This window comes from Wolbachia endosymbiont of Leptopilina clavipes, assembly GCF_006334525.1.
Lineage (GTDB): Bacteria > Pseudomonadota > Alphaproteobacteria > Rickettsiales > Anaplasmataceae > Wolbachia.
Genome location: NZ_QJHA01000007.1, coordinates 13,500 through 31,016 on the forward strand (window position 1 = coordinate 13,500; position 17,517 = coordinate 31,016).

A 17,517-nucleotide genomic window follows, 5' to 3' on the forward strand; every position below is an offset into this window, starting at 1 on the left:
CTTGGTGTGGTATATGAACTTAACTAACCCTAAGGTTTCTACTATGTTTTTTGATCAGATTATTACAGTAACGGACCACAATGTTACTTGGGAAAAAATCCAAAATTATCTCCATAATCTCTATGGAGAAGCAACATATAACAGCTGGCTGAGTTCACTAAGATTTATCAGCAACAGAAATGGAGAAGTTTTGTTGTCTGTACCAACAAGATTTATAAAGGAGTGGATTACAGTTCACTACATGGAAAAAATATTGTCATTATGGCAAAGCGAAGATCAAAGTGTATGTTCTATTGATATTCAATTAATTGAAGAAAGAAATTCAAATTCTAATACGATACTAAAAAATAGAGAGGAAAATAATCATAATCTTGGTTCACCACTAGATACCAGATTCACTTTTGATAATTTTGTGGTAGGAAAGTCAAATGAGTTAGCATTTACAGCGGCAAAGCGTGTAGCGGAATCTATAGATCCAATATCAGGAAGCAACCCTTTATTTCTATATGGTGGAGTGGGACTTGGTAAAACACATTTAATGCATGCTATAGCTTGGGACATAGTTAATTCTCCGTCAGCAAAAAGAAAAGTGGTATATTTATCAGCAGAGAAATTTATGTATCAATATATTACGGCGCTGCGGAGCAAAGATATTATGTTATTTAAAGAGCAATTTAGATCAGTAGATGTATTGATGGTAGATGATGTGCAATTTATCAGTGGTAAAGATAGTACACAAGAAGAATTTTTTCACACTTTCAATGCATTGATAGACCAAAATAAACAATTGGTTATATCAGCTGATAGGTCTCCTAGTGATCTTGATGGAGTAGAAGAAAGAATAAAATCACGACTTGGTTGGGGATTAGTTGCAGATATTAATGAAACAACTTTTGAATTAAGACTTGGTATATTGCAGGCGAAAGTGGAACGAATGAATATGTATGTTCCAAAGGATGTCCTAGAATTTTTGGCAAGGAATATAAAATCCAATATAAGAGAACTAGAAGGAGCATTAAATAAGGTTGCTCATACCTCTTTAATTGGAAGAAGCATGACAGTAGAATCAGCTAGTGAGACCCTAATTGATCTTCTTAGGTCAAATCATAGGTCAATCACAATAGAAGAAATACAGAAAAAAATAGCTGAATTTTTCAATATAAAGATTGCAGATATGCAATCTAATAGAAGGCTCCGCAGTTTTGCGAGGCCGAGACAAATAGCTATGTATTTCGCAAAGAAGTTTACGCAAAAAAGTTTACCAGATATTGGAAGAAATTTTGGTGGTAGAGATCATGCTACTGTTATACACGCAGTCAAACAAGTGGAAAATTTCATAAGAACTGACCCAAAATTTGCTGATGAAATCAATCGATTAAAAAAGATGTTTAAGTAGCACTTTATTAATGACAACCAGGCTGTTTTCATTTTTTTGATCAAATATCTTTTTCAAGTAGATTAAGTAAATCAAAGATCATTATTAGTATAAGCTAAGAGAAAATAGCTAGTCGATTGCTTAAAAAGTATATAAAATCACAATTTAAGTAGGAAATATGGCAATTAGACTTATTCCAGATAATCTTGATATAAAATTTAGTAAATATAGAAATTTGACAGCACTTGTTAGCGTTATTCTTATCATTTTTTCAATGCTTACTTTTATGCTGCGAGGAATGAATTTGGGTATAGACTTTACAGGTGGAATTTTGATAGAGATAAAATCTTCAAGCAAGGATAATGCTATTCTCGGTATATTAAAAGAGAGTGGATTTACGATACAGAGTTCAAAAGCTGGTGATAACTTAGTTGTGCGGTTTAAAGATGAGGGAGATGAAGATAAAATTAAAAAGGTTAAAAGTATATTAGAGAGCAAATTAGGTAATTTAGTAACTTATCGCAAAATAGATTATGTTGGTCCACAAATAGGCTCAACGCAGATATTTGAAGGGATATCAGCCATGTTAATTGCAATTATTGGAATATTTTTTTATGTTTGGCTTAGATTTAACTGGCAGTGTGGACTTGGTGGAATAATGGCACTGATCCATGATGTGATTTTAACTCTTGGCTTTATCAGTTTAACGAGTATTGAGTTTAATATTTCATCAGTTGCAGCTCTCCTTACCGTAATTGGCTACTCAATCAATAACTCAGTGGTTATATATGATCGGATTCGAGAGTATCAAAAAAGTGGAAAAAATGCAAAAATAGGTGAAGTAGTTGATGCCAGCATTAATTCGACGCTATTTCGCACTATGTTAACTTCAGGTACTACTCTTCTTGCCGCTCTTCCTTTAGTGCTGATTTGTACAGGTGTGGTCAGAGACTTCTGCTTAATCATTTCTTTTGGCATTGCAATCGGCACCTGTTCCGCAATATTTATCTCTGCTCCTATATTGACCTGCAGAGCGTTGATAAGTAGAGTATAGAACGTTTAACTACGATATAATATTAGCTTGTTATCCCTAATAGTGAAATGAAAATATCTCAAAAAGCTCATACCAAGTAATGAATGGGACATAGAGTGAGTATTAACACTAGCGTGCACATCATTAATTAAAAAATTTCCTATTTTAACTTGAGGTATTTGAACCACTCCAGCTTTTATTTGACCTTTTGCAGTTTCATATATTTTAAAGTCTTGAATGTTTTGTAAGTTAATACCAGTATGTAACGCATCTTTTTGCGATAGAACAATATCAGTTGCTCCGGTATCAAGCAAAAACGTTATATTACGATCATTGACTTGAGCTTGAATATAAAAGTGTCCATCGTATGACTTTGTAAATTCAATACTTCCGCCATTTTGAACCCTTCCTTTGTACGGTAGAAAAGTGCTCAGAAACCTATTGCTTAGTTTATCCCCTTGTGAATCAATAAACATTGCAGTAATGACTATTATCAGTAGCCAAATAACTAGATTTTTTGCTGCATTCATATTATTAAAATTTGAAGCCATAAGAGTAAATTTTTAAGATTAGCGTTAAAAGCTATTATTAAAAATAAGTAAATTTTATTGTTTTAGTACAATATTTAATATATACTTTAAGGAGGTATGTTCGATTTAATTTCATGTCAGAAGCAAAAAATTTAATTTTAGCAACAATTCTTTCTATATTGATTATAGTATTATGGCATATTATTTATGATAATTTTCTTAACACGAGCCAAAGCCAACCATCGATTGAAAATATTGAACATATCGAATCTTCTAACGACCTTGCTCCTATGATATACCAAAATCGTTCTGAAATTATTAATTCTACTAGAGAACAGAGAGTTAATTTAACCAATAACATGCTTGAAGGATCAATTTCTCTGAAAGGTGCAAGGTTTGATGACTTAATCTTAACTAACTACCACTTAGAACCGAGTTCTTCTTCTCCACAAGTGGTGTTACTGTCACCTGCGGAATCAAAAGATGTATATTTCGCAGAATTTGGGTGGCTCGATCCGAATGAAAAGATTAAAGTTCCAGATTCTAAAACAGTATGGCAAGCAGATAAACTCAATCAAAAAGAGGTCAATTTATTTTGGGATAATGAAAATGGCATTTTATTTAGAATGAAAATTAGCCTTGACGATAACTACATGTTTAAAGTTGAGCAAATTATTGAAAACAATACAAAAGATAATGTAGTTTTGGTTCCCTATGGTAAAATCAATCGTAAACGTGATAATATTAACGAATCCTATTGGATATCACATGAAGGAGTACTAGGTGCATTTAACAATAAACTAGAGGAGTGGACATATAAGGATATTTCCAAGAAACGTTTAATAAAGGCCAGCACAAGTGAAAAAAGTTGGTTTGGTTTTGCTGATAAATATTGGTTTACAGCTATCATACCTGAAAAATCTGATCAAATAAATGTAAGTATTAAGCATACGAATGTTAATAACATTGATAAGTTTCAAGTAGATTTTGTTAAACCTTACAAACACATACTCCCTGGTGCAAGTGTTTCTACTCTGAACTACTTTTTTGCTGGGGCAAAGAAGTTGAATTTACTTGATTCTTATAAAGACACTCTTAATATACCTTTATTTGATAAGGCTGTAGATTTTGGTGTACTTTATTTTATAACTAAGCCAGTGTTTTTACTGCTTGAATATTTTAACTTTGTTTTGAAAAATTTTGGCTTAGCAATATTATTGCTAACTTTAGTAATCAAACTTTTGATGCTTCCCTTATCTAATAGATCATATATTTCGATGTTCAAGGTGAAAAGCCTGCAGCCTGAATTAACTCGTATAAAAGAGTTGTACAAAAATGACAGCTTAAAGCAGCACAAAGAGACAATTGCGTTGTTCAAGAGAAACAATGTAAATCCAATGTCGAGCATTTTCCCTATGCTCATACAAATACCAGTATTTTTTGCTCTGTATAAAGTATTATTTGTTACTATAGAGATGAGACACGCCCCTTTTTATTTATGGATTAAGGATCTTTCAGCTTCTGATCCAACAAACATTTTTACATTATTTGGGTTGTTTAATTATAACTTTCCTATTTCTATAGGCATTTTACCTATAATTTTCGGCGCTACCATGATAATTCAGCAGAAGCTAAGTGAGAAAGATCAAACCAGTAAAGATGATATTCAAGTAAATGTTATGAAGTTTTTACCTTACATTTCTGTCTTTATTTTTTCTTCTTTTCCTGCCGGCCTGGTAATATATTGGATATTTAGTAATATTATAACTCTGGTTCAACAATCATTAATAAAGTTGCTTTTAACAAGAAAAGTAGGAATGAATGTCGAAAATACTAATAGTTAATTCAGTTTATTATACTGAAATAGCAAACCTTTTGCTTGAGGGTGCAACTGATAAATTCAAAGGAAATAATATTGGTTACGAGATAATTAAAGCGCCTGGTACGTTTGAGATACCAGCTGCAATTCTTTTTGCGGTCAAAGGCAAGAATACTAATTATGATGGTTATTTAGCTCTTGGATGTGTAATTCGTGGTGAAACTGATCATTATAAATACGTTTGTAAAGGAGTAATCGAAGGCTTAAATGCAATTGTTATGCATCATGCAATACCTCTTGGTATGGGAATAATCACAGCAGATAGTAAAGATAAAGCACTAATTAGAGCTGACAAAAATAAAAAGAACGTTGGTGGCCATGCAGCCTCAACTGTTTTGCATATGATAGATCTACACAATAAATTAAAATAATGGAGGAAAAACCAGTAGATAAAAAGTGGCGCATAAAAAGAAGTACGGCAAGATTTCTTGCTGTACAAATTGCTTATTCAAATATTTTTGTAAGTTACAACAAAAGCACTTTTAAATTGGAAAATTGTGAGCTTAAGGACTACATAAGTACGTTGAAAGATATATTTGAATGTGAAGAATTTGAACATCAGTTCTTAGAAAACTTGTTATGTAAGGTTATAAAAAGCAGTGAAGAATATGATAAAATAATAGAGTCTTATTTACACCCAAGCTGGTCACTTTCACGATTAAATCTTATAAGCTTATCTATTTTGCGTATTGCAGTATGTGAGTTAATTGATTTTGATACACCAGCACCAATTGTTATTAATGAATATACTAACATTGCATCTGATTTACTTGATGCTCCAAACAAAATTGGCTTTATTAATGGGTTGTTAGATAAGGTAAAGGATGCAGTCAGACTAAATAAAAATCCTTAGTAACTTCTCGTAAGGTATTCGTTCAGTAGGGTGGCAAAATAAGATAGAAAAAACAGCTATAGAAATAAATGGTGTTATCCAATATGATGGCAGTGCTCCTTTTTCTGTCATCCCAGTGCTTGACACTGGGATCGAGATTGCAAGTAATGCATTCGGTTTGGTAAGTATGGATTTTGCGTTATAGAATGAAACACTTTTGGTAAAGAAAACTGGATCCCAGTGTCAAGCACTGGGATGACACCACTTTTGCTTCGATATTTACACATTAGTCATGCATCTGAACGGATACTTTGAGACAGCTTCTATAATAAGCTTAAGTAACCTAACACTAAAAAGTGAAGGGCAGACTTATTTAGTCTGCCTCTTTTATACTTAATTTTTAATGATTTTCCTTCCTCTTGTTGTTCAACTTTTGATGATTTAACAATTGAGCTTGGCACAAGTGTAATGATTAGTTCTTTATCATCATTTTCTTCAGAGTCTAAACCTAACGTTTTTAACTTTTTTTCATATTCATGTATTAATTCATACTCACATTTATCATTTTTTCTTCCTAATGAATTTATCTTTAATAATCCATCATTGCTATTCATTTCCTTACTTGTAGCAGTAATGTAGTAACTTTTACTTTCTAAGCTAAAATATATAAGATACTCATAGGGGATAATACTGCCATTTTGATCCTTATTTTGTTGTATTTTTTGATATACTCAAAATCTTTATCTTTTACTTTCACAAATGGATCTCCTGTCTTTTTTATAATAGAAACTACCGGAGTTTTAGTCATGGAATATATTGCTAAACTAGCCAGTGCAACAGCAGCAAATGCTAAAACACTTATTCCAAGTGGTGTAGCTGCAAAAACTGCAATTGGCGCTAAAATCGAAGTTGAAGACACCCAATACGGTGTTGAAAGTGCTACTGCTGTGCCTATAACATACAGAGAAGTAAGCGCTACAAGTGCAATGTTTGTTTTGTGACGGTGGTTTTTAAAAATTGACATAATTTCCTCTTAAAATAAGTTAATAATATATTAATATTATATATCAAAAAATCAATACAGTCAACTTACATATAAAAAACTACCTACCGCTTGATCCAAAGCCCCCTTCATTGCGGACGGTTTCTTCTGTGCAGAATTCTTCTCTGTCATCCCAAATTACCTGAGATACAGGAGTGATGAGGATTTGTGCGATTCTATCTCCTCTTTTTATTTCATATGGCTGATTACTTAGATTGATTAGGCAAACTTTAACTTCACCTCGATAATCGGAGTCTATAGTGCCCGGAGAATTTAAGACAGTGATTCCATGTTTTGCAGCAAGCCCAGAACGTGGGCGAACTTGTCCTTCAAAACCGTTTGGTATTGCAATCGCAATGCCAGTTGGAATAAGTAACCTTTCAAGTGGATTTAAAATAATAGAGTCGTCCAATGCAGCATAAAGATCCATGCCAGCACTCTGCATAGTTGCATAACAGGGAAGAGGCAAGCTTTTGCCATGTGATAACTTTTTTATTTCTACTTTAATTTTATCTCTTTGCATTTTTATTCACCAGTTATGAAAATTTGATTGTAGCATGTAAATTATGCCTGTAAAAGATAAGAAAACTACTTGACAAATCTTTCAGCTTCCTTACTATAAAATTCAAAGTGTTTTATTACCTTCAATCTGTTCAGATTAAACGACAAAAGTATTATACAGTTGGCGTTTTATAAATCTTTCCGCTATGTGCACTTTATGTCTTCACAATAATTTCTACCTAATATAAGCTGAAGCGGGCTTATAAAATGTTTAAATACAGTATAGAACGCCAATTTTTAGGATGAGAGAGTAACAACTAGCTAACGCTTTTGCCTTTTTTTATTAGTAAATTTCTTAACGTTTATATAGAGGGTGTCATTCCAGCACTTGATGCTGGAATCCAGCCTTTCTGCAATCTCATCGAAAACGTTGTACCACCTTTCTATGCTAGTTTGCTTGTGAGCAACTTAGATCCCAGTGTCTGGGCACTGGGATGACAAAAAAGGGCTACTTGAATGACATACTTGAATTTACGCTATAAAGTGAACCGGTTTGGTGTGCTGCTGTTGTTTGCAGTATTGTAGTGCTAATTTTTACTTCGGTAGTCTTTTTATTGTCATTATAATTACAAGAATAGTTGAGGCCAATTAATATGAAAACTTTTGCAAAAAATTTTAAAGGTAAGGAAAGAAAGCTAGAAGAGTTCAATGAGAAAGTTGAAGACATATCAGCTGTAGCTCAAGATAAGTTTGCACATGAACTTGAAAATATCGCATATGAAAGTGTGCAGAAATTTCGCAGTCTACTTGCTAAAGAAATAAACTCCACTTTCAATAACATTCATTCTCAGAATGTCAATCTACTAAAATCTGGCTTAGTAAACTTGATCAATAAAAAAGGAGAAACAGCGTTAATACGTTCTCTTCTCAATATACTTGTACGATAGAGTTGCTGCTGCAATTTAATATTAAGTGATAACTAAAATAAGTAAGACTTTTTATGGATAAGTCTTACTTATTTTAGCTATATATAGAAAAGGAGGGTTGTTATGTCAACAAGACTAAAGTATCCAATTATAAATATACAACGTAAGTCTAAGCCTAAATCTTTTCCAGTAACTTTAGGAGAGGTTAAATCTTTTTTACGAATTGAAAATGATCAAGATGATAAGTTGATTTCAAGTTTTATTTTTATGGCAACTGATTATGCTCAGTGGCATATGGAAAAGTCTCTAGTAAAGCAAACGTGGCAAGTTTCATATGAAGGTTATATACCTCGTAGAATATATTTAAGCTATGGTCCTGTGAATAAAATAATATTGGCTACTGATAAGAATAGAAAACTTAGTTATTATTTTAGTGATATAGGAAGCTATATTGAATTTTCAATTATTTGAACATAATAAGGGCTGATGTTGTATACGAAGCTGGCTATGACAGCGTTCCTGAGCAAATAAAGCTAGGTATTATGCAGCATGTTTCTGCTCTCTATAAAAATCGTGAATCAGAAGTAAGTAGCCATTTATCTGAGGTAAAGAAGGTGTATTCTCCATTTCGCGAACCAAAGGTTGTTTTGTAGTTCCTGTTTGTCATTCAATAGCAGATACAACAGATGGTGTCATACCAGTACTTGGATCAAGATTGCGAGTAATGAATTGGGTTTTGTGAGTATGGGTTTTGCATTATAGAATGAAGTGTTTTTGGTTAAGAAAACTGGATTCCAGTGCTTATTGTACAAAAATTGTAACTTAATTCCATAAGGGAAGGTGTCATTCCAGCGCTTACTGTAAAAACATTGTAACTTAATTCCATAAAGGAAGGTGTCATCCCAGTGCTTGACACTGGGATCCAGTTTTTTCAGGATCATCAAAACGTTGTATTTTAACATAAAACGGCTACTTTTATGCTTACCAACTTAATAAAATTCCTGGATCCCAGTGTCAAGCACTGGGATGACAAGAAAGAGCTACTGGAACGACATCATTATAAAGTGAACCAGTGTCTGGGGATGGGATGACATCTTCTTGACAGATAATGTTCGTACAGTAAGCACTAGGATGATACCATCTGTTGTACCTGCAAATTGCAATCTTCGTAACCGTATCTGTGAGATGGAAAAAATTCAAATTATAAATGAGTTGTATAATAGTATTTATGCAGCATTAAAAGCAAACTCTGATTTAAAGAAATATGTTACTAACATCTATGATTACCTGCCTAAGCAGGTTACTATTCCTTATCTGAGATTGCGCATAGTAAATTATGTTAACCTGCATATGCTATCTAATTTTGCTACAAAAGTAAGATTTTCATGCGACATATATACTTATCATATAAGCAGCATGCTTGCTGCTATAAAGCATGTTGGCTTGGTGGTAAAGAGCATTAGTAGTGAGACCATTTTGGAAAGTAATTGTGCTATAAATCAGCATGATGAAGTTTTACATTCAACAATTAATTTTGATATTTTAATACAAGGAGGTAGCGATGAGCAAATTACAGCTGAAAATTAAAGGTCATGACAATAATTTTGTTGTGCTGAATAATATACGAAACTTAAGGTTTACTTTGCGTAATAACAAAGAGGAGATGAAAGATATTTCCTCTTTTGGCTGGAGAAAAGTGCTTGATTGTGCTGGAAGTAGAAAGATTACAATAAAAATTAATGGCATTTTAAATTCAGTATTGGCTGATGAATTATTGCGTAATTCTGCAATGTTAAACTCTAATAATGATTATGAGATTAGTTTTAATGCTAAGGAGAAGATAAAACTCAGGTGTTCGGTTGAATTGTATGAGAGATATTATGATCCTGCCACTTTTGACAGCTTCACTGTAGTTTTAGCCAGTGCTGAAGTTGTGAACACTTTTCATTAGTGTTAATTTAATTTTTTCATATACAATAATAATAAGTGGGAATAAATTAAAAAAAATTATGAACGATGAGGATCTTTTCGAAGAAGGTGATGATAATGTTGAAGAGAATAGCGATGACAGAAGAGAAAGGAATTTGAAGAATGAAAATCAGCTCGAAGAGCAATTTAAAGAGTATTTAAAACCTTTCGAGGATATTTTAAGTCAAATTGATGAAGGAGTTGATAATTTAGATAGTTACGAAAGGACTATGCAAGTAAAGCGAAGTATAGATAGGCTCATAGAAACCTTATATAGCCAAGCAGCATCTGAGGATATTGATGTAGAACTTGAAACCACAAAACACACTCGCGATAAATCAGAGTCCAAGAAAAGAGTTCTGGAAAAGAGAAAGAAACAACTGATGGAAGAGATCTTAAGTTTTCAACAACAAAAGGAGCTAATGAATAGTAGGGAAAAACATGAAGTAGCAAGTGATGGGGATGTTCAGAAGGCAAAAGCACGAGTGAAGTCTTCAATTAGGGGGGTGTTGTTTTCAGTTATTGCTCATAGAATGGATCCACGAAGGAGGGCAGGGGAAACTGCTGATGACAATGAAAAGCAAGCTCGTATGTACGGTAGAGAAGCAGTTGGTGGAGTTTTAGGTGGATTATTCAAGGCGTTTTTAACTGCAGTTGCTGCTGTTGTGCGCGAAATTGCTAAACCACTTCAACATATGAATACACAAGAGACGTCTTTTGCAAAACAAGTTGAAGAAAGCAGAAACCAGGATTCACAGAAAGGTCGATCTGTGTAGGTCAAAGTATAATTTCAAAAAAATTTTTGAAATCGTATGTACTAAACAATATCTACTCAACGCAAATTACAACAAACGCAGTAGCATAATCTTGATCATCACTTAGAGAAAGGTGTATCTTGTAGTCTTTCGAGATGAAATCCTTTGTGATAGCAAGATGTGGTTTTCCCCTGATAGTACTGTATATTTCTATATCTTTCATTATAATTCCTTGGCTGAATCCAGTGCCTAGCGCTTTAACAAAAGCTTCCTTTGCAGCAAAGCGTTTAGCAAAATATTTTGCTCTTACTTCTTGGCTATTATATTTTTTGCTTATCTCTATCTCCTTCTTAGTATAGACTTTATTGAGAAATTTTTCCCCGTATTTTTGTGATATTCTCAATATTCTGGGTATATATACTATGTCAGTGCCAATACCGTATATCATTTTGCACTAAAACGATTTATTGTTTCTTCAACTTGTATTTCCTCTACCTCTCCAGTTGCCCTATTTTTTACTTCAACTATATTTGAAGTTACCGCTTTCTTTCCAATAATTATTTGCCACGGCAAGCCTATCAGATCCATTCTGGCAAATTTCACTCCTACACTTTCGTCCGTATCATCATAAAGCACTTCATCGCTTTTCAAAGCTTTGTATATTTTATCTGCAGCCACCGTTACTTTTGTTTGTAAATTGATCAAACCAACTTTAAAAGGAGCTACTGCCTCTGGCCAGATAATTCCTTTATCATCATGGAAAGCTTCTATTATTGCGCCAACAAGCCTTGAAACTCCAATACCATACGAACCCATATGCATGTTAACATTTTTTCCATCTTGAGAAGTAACACTTGCCTTCATAGGCTTTGAATATTTGTTGCCAAAATAAAAAATATGCCCTATTTCAATACCTTTACTAACATTTAACTGTTCTTGCGGTATAGGACAAATTTTAGGATCATGCATATCATCTGCAACTGCATATATGCTCTTCAGGCTTTCAATATCTTCGCTTTCTAGTAATTCAAAAAGTTTATTGTCATAATATAGAGTGCTCTCACCGGTGTTTGCCAATATATGAAATTCATGACTTAAATTTCCTCCAATTGGTCCTGTATCTGCCCTCACTCCAATTGGAGTAAGCCCCATTCGTTTGAAGATTTTTATGTAAGTTTTATACATCAAATTATATGAATTCAGTGCACCTTCGTAATCTACATCAAAACTGTATGCATCCTTCATCAGAAATTCCCTGCCTCTCATAACGCCATAACGAGGTCTTACTTCGTCACGAAACTTCCACTGAATTTGATATAAACAAAGTGGCAAATCTTTGTAACTTTTTACCGTATTTCTAATCAAATCAGTTACCACTTCCTCATGTGTTGGACCAAAAAGCATATCGCTTTCATGCCTATCTTTAATACGTAGCATTTCTTTGCCGTAATCATCGTAACGTCCTGACTCTTGCCAAAGACTTGCTGGCTGCACACAAGGCATCAACACTTCAATTGCACCAATTTCATCTCTGATAATATTTTCAATATTTTTAAGTACCAAAAGGCCAAGCGGCAGCCAAGAATAAATTCCAGATGCTGTCTGCTTGATTAAGCCTGCACGTAATAAATATTGATGAGAAATAATTTCAGCACCGGCAGGGGTTTCTTTTAAAGTTGGCAGGTAATATTGAGATAAACGCATTTGATAAATCTGATTGTACTAAGTAATCTTAATACAATCAGACCTGTAGGTAAACTTATTTTAAGAAGGGTGCACTACTGCTCTTACCTCGATCTATGACACTTTGAACTTGAAATGGTTTTGCTTTTCCACCATAAATATTCATGTTTTGATTAACCAAAGAAAATGGTTTTTGCACCTCACTATTCACTGAGTCAACATTATTTGCTTGTGCTGCAGGAGAAGTTTCATATTTCGTTTTTGAATTAACAGGCTAGGCGATATCGGTGGCTTCTCTGCCTTTAGTGTAGAACGTGGTGGAGTTGTGGATTTAGGTTTTACATTATCATCAGATCCACAACCACTGTCGGAACTATCCCTTCTTTTTTTATTGTCTAGTTGAGGGTTTAGAGGTGTTGAATATGTACTTTCATTATCGCTCCAATCTTGTTCAGACTCTTCACTACTGCTACTAGATACACTACTACTACGACTCCGTGGTGGTGAGATCATAGCTGACATTTTACTGAATGCCCCGTCCAGGTTACTTGGCTGTTGTACGTTGTCCTTTCCAACAATTCCTTTCCTTCGGCTTTTAAGCTTTTCCTTCAATTCATCTGAAAAATCTTGTGATTTCCCATCTTTGTTATTACCTGGTGTCTTAGCATTTTTAACCTCATTGTTAACACGTTTCAACTTAACACCTCCTCCTCTTATCTGCGCAATCAGAGCAGAACGATCATGCTCAGATTCATTAGCCTTTTTCGGTGCACCATTCTTAGGTTTCTCCGTACACTTGGAAGCTGTAGGAGGAGGTGGTGGTGGCGGTGCACTGGGTATTCCAGACATTACTGGAAATGATGGTGTAGGAGTATTGCTATGTTCAAGTCCTTTTGCTTTCTGTAAATCTTGTGATTGTTTTCTACCAGGATCAACTCCTTTCTCGCTGTTTATTGCAGAAAGGTGTGAATTGATAAGATATGCAGCTAAGCTCAACATAACCGATGCAGAAACAAAAGCAATAACTGTGAAAAGTACTGATCACTTAGTGTTACTGAAATCGAAAGATATGTATATATACCAGCTGTAACACTAGATATACATAGCAACAAAGTAGCAATTGAATATTTTAAGGCAGCTGTCTTACTTATTCCAACTAAAGTATTAATCACAATGGGAGTATCGATTTTTTGTTCTGTTGCAAGTTGAATAGGATTCTCAGATAGCCCTTTTTCTGATTGAGTACTATTGTTAGTTCCTGAAGGTTTGTTACTATTACAATTATCTTGTTGAGGACTCAAAACTCTAGGTGATACAGGCTTGGTAGTTGATATTCTATTTGGCTCACTCTGTCTAATATTGCTTCCTTTATCTGCAGTTTCGCCATTCGCATTATTTGCTTCCTTGAATTTTGAATTATTTTCCAACTCTTTAAGACAATTTGGATTAGAAACCTCAGGTAAATCTCTTTTTAGCTTACTGCCACTGCTGCTTTTTTCTGCAGTAACACTAGGAGATTTTCCATCTTTATCGTTATGCTTACAAGTGTTTTTCCAATCCAGAGGTGGGGGAGGTGGCGGTGGCGGTGCAGGTATTTTATTATTAGATAAATCATTAGTAAGCATTTCTCTTCTTTGTTATTAATATAGTAATAATAATTAAATTATTATTACTTGTCAATAATTTTTGAGTAAGTTAACATTAAGATAATAAAATAAAAAGGAAAGAGAGAGGAGCAGTCTTCTAAGAAGAAATAGAAGCTGTTTTAAACCTCAAGTCATCACTTTGTTACTACAGCACATTATCGATGTTTTGGTATAGAGTAATCAGAATCATAAAAATAGCTTAGTGTTAGCTATTTTTATGATAACCTCTCTTAAACAATTGATATTTTACAGTGTTTTTGGTAAAATAATAGCTTAAGGCTTAGAATAAAAGTTTATGAGTGAAGCACAAGGTCCAAATATTGCAGAATGGCAGGCACAGCAGCAACACCAGGAAGCCGCTAGTGAGAAAAGTGGTTTCGGTCTTGGTCATAGTGACTCTGTTGCAACAATTGTGGATGGAATGAAGTGGATGTTCAACTTTCATGAAGGAGCAATTGCTGCTTATAATAATGTATTCGAAGGTTTGGTAAGTGGTAGCAGTCTAGTAACGTTATTTGGGAAATCAGGTAATATGTTTGGCATAAAATTTCTTGAAAGTCTTGCTGAATATTTTTCAGGTGGTGGTGGAGAAGATATGCCATCAGAAGGAATGGGTATGGACTACGGTGATGAGGGGCATCATCCGGATGATTATCCCCACTCTAACAATGAAATAGCTCAAAGTGCCGATGGTTTGCATGATATGCATGATGCAGGTGATCATCATGGCCAATCTTTTTCACCTGGTCCTTCACCATCTGTTGGTGATGATCATGAGCTTGGTTACTAAATAACTAAGAAGATTTTATTGTAATTAGTGAAAAAATTTTCAGTTTTAGGATCAACAGGAAGCATTGGAAAAAAGACTGTAGATTTGCTCTTAAAGAGAAAGGAAGAATATCAGGTGGAAGCACTAAGTGCCAATTCTAACTTTGCTCTGCTAGCACAACAGGCAAATCTACTTAATGCAAAATATGCTGCCATTTCTGATGAAAGGTTCTACAAAGATTTAAAAGAAGATCTACTTGGTACAAACGTCAAAGTAGAAGTTGGTGCTCCAGGTCTAGCAAATGTTGCTTCTCTACCCGTTGATCTCTCAGTTATTGCAATAGTTGGCATCGCAGGCCTTGAGCCAGTTATAAAGGTTATAGAAAGCGGTACTAAAGTTATTGCTCTAGCAAACAAAGAGAGTATTGTTTGCGGTGGTAAGTTACTACTTAAAAAAGCTAAAGAAAGGAGCGTACAAATAATTCCCATCGACTCTGAACACAACGCAATTTTTCAAGTTTTGCAAAATGATGATAAATGTGTAGAAAAGATTATACTCACTGCCTCTGGTGGACCATTTTTAAATTATAGCCTTGAACAATTAAGAAATATCACAGTAAATCAGGCACTAAGTCACCCTACTTGGAAAATGGGAAAGAAAATCTCAGTTGATAGTGCAACAATGATGAATAAAGCACTAGAAATAATAGAAGCACATCATTTGTTTAATATTAGTCCAAATAGAATTGAAGCAGTAGTGCACCCTGAATCGATAGTACATGGAATTGTCGTTTATCACGATGGATTCAGCTTTGCTGTGCTTGCAGAAACTGATATGGAAATTCCCATTGCATATGCTTTATCTTGGCCAGAAAGATCAACTTTGAACTACAAGTTAGACTTAACAAAACAAAAAAAATTGACCTTTCAAGAACCAGACCACAAATGTTTTTCTTCACTAAAGCTAAGCATGGAAGTGTTAAATTCTTCTTCTCCACATACAAATAGTATTGTTTTGAACGCTGCAAATGAGATAGCTGTTAACGAATTTTTGAAGTCACGAATCGGCTTTTTAGAAGTAGTAGAGGTAGTAAAATCAACAATAGAAAACTTTGACAAGTACTCTGATATTAACTCACTATCCGACATAATAAGTGTCGATTTTGAAAGCCGTATTCTTGCCAGTGAAATCATAAAAAGTAAAGGTATCTGTTCAGCAGAGTGATAAAATAAGGTAGACGAGAAAAGACAACTAAATGGTCAAGTAGCCCCATTTCATACTCCTGTCATCCTAGTAGCTGACACTGGGATCCAGAAAAATTTACAAGTAAACTGAGCTTATGCTAAATTCAGTGAGATTAAATGAAAAACTTGATTCCAGCATCAAGTGCTGGAATGATACCTTACCTGAACAGATACATCACTAGCACGTTCGTTCACAATAACTTGAGAGAAGCTTACATCATTAATAACTGTATTTGCTCTATACAGATAACCGCATCCTATTGCAAGAAAAAGCAACGAAGTTGCAACAAGCGGAGTTGGGTTGTCAACTGCGAAACATATACCAGCAGCAAGTACTCCAGATAACAAAAAAGCACAAGCATAATTAGTTTGTTTCCTTTTTTGAGCGACTGCTTCTATCTTTAGGAATTCTGGTTCTATTGCTTTCTTGACATGTCCTGCAATACAATCTCTTGGACTTTTGTTTTCATAGTTTTGAATATTAGGTTTGATATTTGGATGTGTAAGTAATATTTTTATCATGTCTACATTTCCCAACTTGCAAGCAATGTGTAGAGCTGTATTTTTTTCCTTCTTGCCGGTCTTAATTTCCTCCTCTGCACGAGCATAATTTTGAGGTATAAATTGTAATAGTCTAGACTTAATCTGACAAGCATGAATTAACTGACAGAAGAATTAACAAAGTCAAAACCAAAATCAGCATCCTGTTTAATGCTATCAATATTTTTCTGATAAGCAATATGCATACTATCAAAAAAGGTTTGCATAGGAGTCTTACCATAGCAATATTTACCTGAATGCGGTCTAGATCTATTGTAAGAATGCACCCAATGGTCTACGTCTAACTGAAGTTCTGCCAAAGAGGTGTAAATTTTCTTTCTAAAGATAATATTGTAACATTCATCTTGCATAGTTCTGTGGAACCTTTCACATATGCCATTAGTCTGTGGAGAACGAGCTTTGGTTCGAGAATGATCAATATTTTCTACCCCTAAATATAGCTGGTAAGCGTGATTTTCAGGTCTGCCACAATACTCTGTACCACGATCCGTCAAAACACGTAGCAATGATACTTTCTGTTCATCAAAGAACGGTACTACCCTATCATTAAGAAGATCTGCAGCTGTGATAGCAGTCCTTTCTGTGTAAAGCTTAGCAAAAGCAACTCTGGAATAGGTATCAACAAAGGTTTGCTGGTAAATTCGTCCAATACCTTTGATATTACCAACATAATAACTGTCTTGGCTACCTAAGTATCCTGGATGCTCTGTTTCAATTTCTCCATGGGCCTCTTTTTCTTCCTTAGCCTTTTCTAGAGCTGTTATCTGTTCTTC

24 protein-coding genes are annotated in these 17,517 nt (G+C 34.3%); 13 read left to right on the top strand and 11 right to left on the bottom strand.

The genetic code is table 11. The features are described 5' to 3' along the window. Nucleotides 1-13 precede the first annotated feature (13 nt). Together dnaA and secF are read left to right on the top strand one after the other, a co-directional pair. A complete protein-coding gene (gene dnaA, locus OUY_RS00725) occupies nt 14-1,396 on the top strand; it encodes a chromosomal replication initiator protein DnaA (protein ID WP_139686431.1) in 1,383 nt (460 codons plus the stop codon). Between the two features lie 157 nt (nt 1,397-1,553). Further along, nucleotides 1,554-2,429 (top strand): protein translocase subunit SecF, encoded by an 876-nt coding sequence (secF, locus tag OUY_RS00730; protein WP_139686432.1) that lies wholly within the window; start codon nt 1,554-1,556, stop codon nt 2,427-2,429. 5 nt (nt 2,430-2,434) lie between these two features. Here secF and OUY_RS00735 read toward each other — a convergent pair whose 3' ends face one another. Further along, a complete protein-coding gene (locus tag OUY_RS00735; RefSeq protein ID WP_139686433.1) occupies nt 2,435-2,959 on the bottom strand; it encodes a TIGR02281 family clan AA aspartic protease in 525 nt (174 codons plus the stop codon). A gap of 113 nt (nt 2,960-3,072) precedes the next feature. Between OUY_RS00735 and yidC the strand changes: the two genes are divergently transcribed. The 3 genes from yidC to nusB are packed head-to-tail and all read left to right on the top strand — an operon-like array spanning nt 3,073 to nt 5,670. Then, on the top strand, nt 3,073-4,782 hold the full coding sequence (yidC, locus tag OUY_RS00740; RefSeq protein ID WP_007302796.1) for a membrane protein insertase YidC: 1,710 nt from the start codon (nt 3,073-3,075) through the stop codon (nt 4,780-4,782). Then, complete coding sequence (locus OUY_RS00745) at nt 4,760-5,188, top strand: 6,7-dimethyl-8-ribityllumazine synthase (RefSeq protein WP_007302797.1); 429 nt, start codon at nt 4,760-4,762, stop codon at nt 5,186-5,188. Before yidC ends, OUY_RS00745 begins: the two co-directional genes overlap by 23 nt. Beyond that, entirely contained in the window at nt 5,188-5,670 is a 483-nt protein-coding gene (gene nusB, locus OUY_RS00750; protein WP_006014794.1) for a transcription antitermination factor NusB, read from the top strand. Before OUY_RS00745 ends, nusB begins: the two co-directional genes overlap by 1 nt. A gap of 302 nt (nt 5,671-5,972) precedes the next feature. On the opposite strand, the gene OUY_RS05960 is transcribed toward nusB, so the two are convergent. The 3 genes from OUY_RS05960 to dut form a co-directional block, all read right to left on the bottom strand. Further along, the gene (locus tag OUY_RS05960; protein WP_179949511.1) at nt 5,973-6,263 is read right to left on the bottom strand and encodes a hypothetical protein; all 291 of its coding nucleotides are present in this window, start codon (nt 6,261-6,263) and stop codon (nt 5,973-5,975) included. Between the two features lie 38 nt (nt 6,264-6,301). Then, entirely contained in the window at nt 6,302-6,673 is a 372-nt protein-coding gene (locus tag OUY_RS05965; RefSeq protein WP_179949512.1) for a hypothetical protein, read from the bottom strand. Between the two features lie 79 nt (nt 6,674-6,752). After that, a complete protein-coding gene (gene dut, locus OUY_RS00760) occupies nt 6,753-7,214 on the bottom strand; it encodes a dUTP diphosphatase (RefSeq protein ID WP_139686434.1) in 462 nt (153 codons plus the stop codon). A gap of 631 nt (nt 7,215-7,845) precedes the next feature. On the opposite strand from dut, the gene OUY_RS00765 reads away from it, so the two are divergent. From OUY_RS00765 to OUY_RS00785, 6 genes are all read left to right on the top strand, one after another. Further along, nucleotides 7,846-8,139: a hypothetical protein gene (locus OUY_RS00765; protein ID WP_139686435.1), complete on the top strand. Its 294-nt coding sequence runs from the start codon at nt 7,846-7,848 to the stop codon at nt 8,137-8,139. 102 nt (nt 8,140-8,241) lie between these two features. Beyond that, a complete protein-coding gene (locus OUY_RS00770) occupies nt 8,242-8,589 on the top strand; it encodes a head-tail connector protein (protein ID WP_246038545.1) in 348 nt (115 codons plus the stop codon). Next, complete coding sequence (locus OUY_RS06840) at nt 8,586-8,771, top strand: head-tail connector protein (RefSeq protein ID WP_246038546.1); 186 nt, start codon at nt 8,586-8,588, stop codon at nt 8,769-8,771. Before OUY_RS00770 ends, OUY_RS06840 begins: the two co-directional genes overlap by 4 nt. A gap of 532 nt (nt 8,772-9,303) precedes the next feature. Continuing rightward, on the top strand, nt 9,304-9,705 hold the full coding sequence (gp17, locus tag OUY_RS00775) for a tail completion protein gp17 (RefSeq protein ID WP_039833195.1): 402 nt from the start codon (nt 9,304-9,306) through the stop codon (nt 9,703-9,705). Beyond that, nucleotides 9,680-10,069 carry a phage tail tube protein gene (locus OUY_RS00780; RefSeq protein ID WP_007302803.1) on the top strand — a complete coding sequence of 130 codons (390 nt, stop codon included), beginning with the start codon at nt 9,680-9,682 and terminating at the stop codon, nt 10,067-10,069. Before gp17 ends, OUY_RS00780 begins: the two co-directional genes overlap by 26 nt. 58 nt (nt 10,070-10,127) lie before the next feature. Then, nucleotides 10,128-10,862, top strand: a complete 735-nt coding sequence (locus tag OUY_RS00785) for a hypothetical protein (RefSeq protein ID WP_006013937.1) — start codon at nt 10,128-10,130, stop codon at nt 10,860-10,862. Nucleotides 10,863-10,914: 52 nt separating this feature from the next. Here the strand turns inward: OUY_RS00785 and OUY_RS00790 are convergent, their stop codons facing one another. The 5 genes from OUY_RS00790 to OUY_RS00805 are packed head-to-tail and all read right to left on the bottom strand — an operon-like array spanning nt 10,915 to nt 14,149. Next, nucleotides 10,915-11,289: a holo-[acyl-carrier-protein] synthase gene (locus OUY_RS00790; RefSeq protein ID WP_010401163.1), complete on the bottom strand. Its 375-nt coding sequence runs from the start codon at nt 11,287-11,289 to the stop codon at nt 10,915-10,917. After that, nucleotides 11,286-12,545: a proline--tRNA ligase gene (gene proS / locus OUY_RS00795; protein ID WP_139686436.1), complete on the bottom strand. Its 1,260-nt coding sequence runs from the start codon at nt 12,543-12,545 to the stop codon at nt 11,286-11,288. Before proS ends, OUY_RS00790 begins: the two co-directional genes overlap by 4 nt. Before the next feature lie 55 nt (nt 12,546-12,600). After that, the gene (locus OUY_RS06645) at nt 12,601-12,735 is read right to left on the bottom strand and encodes a hypothetical protein (RefSeq protein ID WP_281277873.1); all 135 of its coding nucleotides are present in this window, start codon (nt 12,733-12,735) and stop codon (nt 12,601-12,603) included. Then, nucleotides 12,732-13,523: a hypothetical protein gene (locus tag OUY_RS00800; protein WP_139686437.1), complete on the bottom strand. Its 792-nt coding sequence runs from the start codon at nt 13,521-13,523 to the stop codon at nt 12,732-12,734. The genes OUY_RS06645 and OUY_RS00800 overlap by 4 nt, the downstream gene beginning before the upstream one ends. Beyond that, nucleotides 13,517-14,149, bottom strand: coding sequence for a hypothetical protein (locus tag OUY_RS00805; protein ID WP_139686438.1), 633 nt, complete (start codon nt 14,147-14,149; stop codon nt 13,517-13,519). The genes OUY_RS00800 and OUY_RS00805 overlap by 7 nt, the downstream gene beginning before the upstream one ends. Nucleotides 14,150-14,465: 316 nt before the next feature. Between OUY_RS00805 and OUY_RS00810 the strand changes: the two genes are divergently transcribed. Both OUY_RS00810 and dxr read left to right on the top strand, forming a co-directional pair. Then, nucleotides 14,466-14,960 carry a hypothetical protein gene (locus OUY_RS00810; RefSeq protein ID WP_010406678.1) on the top strand — a complete coding sequence of 165 codons (495 nt, stop codon included), beginning with the start codon at nt 14,466-14,468 and terminating at the stop codon, nt 14,958-14,960. Between the two features lie 27 nt (nt 14,961-14,987). Continuing rightward, a complete protein-coding gene (gene dxr / locus OUY_RS00815; RefSeq protein WP_139686439.1) occupies nt 14,988-16,163 on the top strand; it encodes a 1-deoxy-D-xylulose-5-phosphate reductoisomerase in 1,176 nt (391 codons plus the stop codon). Between the two features lie 158 nt (nt 16,164-16,321). On the opposite strand, the gene OUY_RS00825 is transcribed toward dxr, so the two are convergent. Together OUY_RS00825 and OUY_RS00830 are read right to left on the bottom strand one after the other, a co-directional pair. Then, entirely contained in the window at nt 16,322-16,720 is a 399-nt protein-coding gene (locus OUY_RS00825) for a hypothetical protein (protein ID WP_246038548.1), read from the bottom strand. Nucleotides 16,721-16,842: 122 nt separating this feature from the next. Continuing rightward, the coding region (locus tag OUY_RS00830) for an integrase core domain-containing protein (RefSeq protein WP_139686440.1) at nt 16,843-17,517 on the bottom strand (675 nt) is incomplete at its 5' end.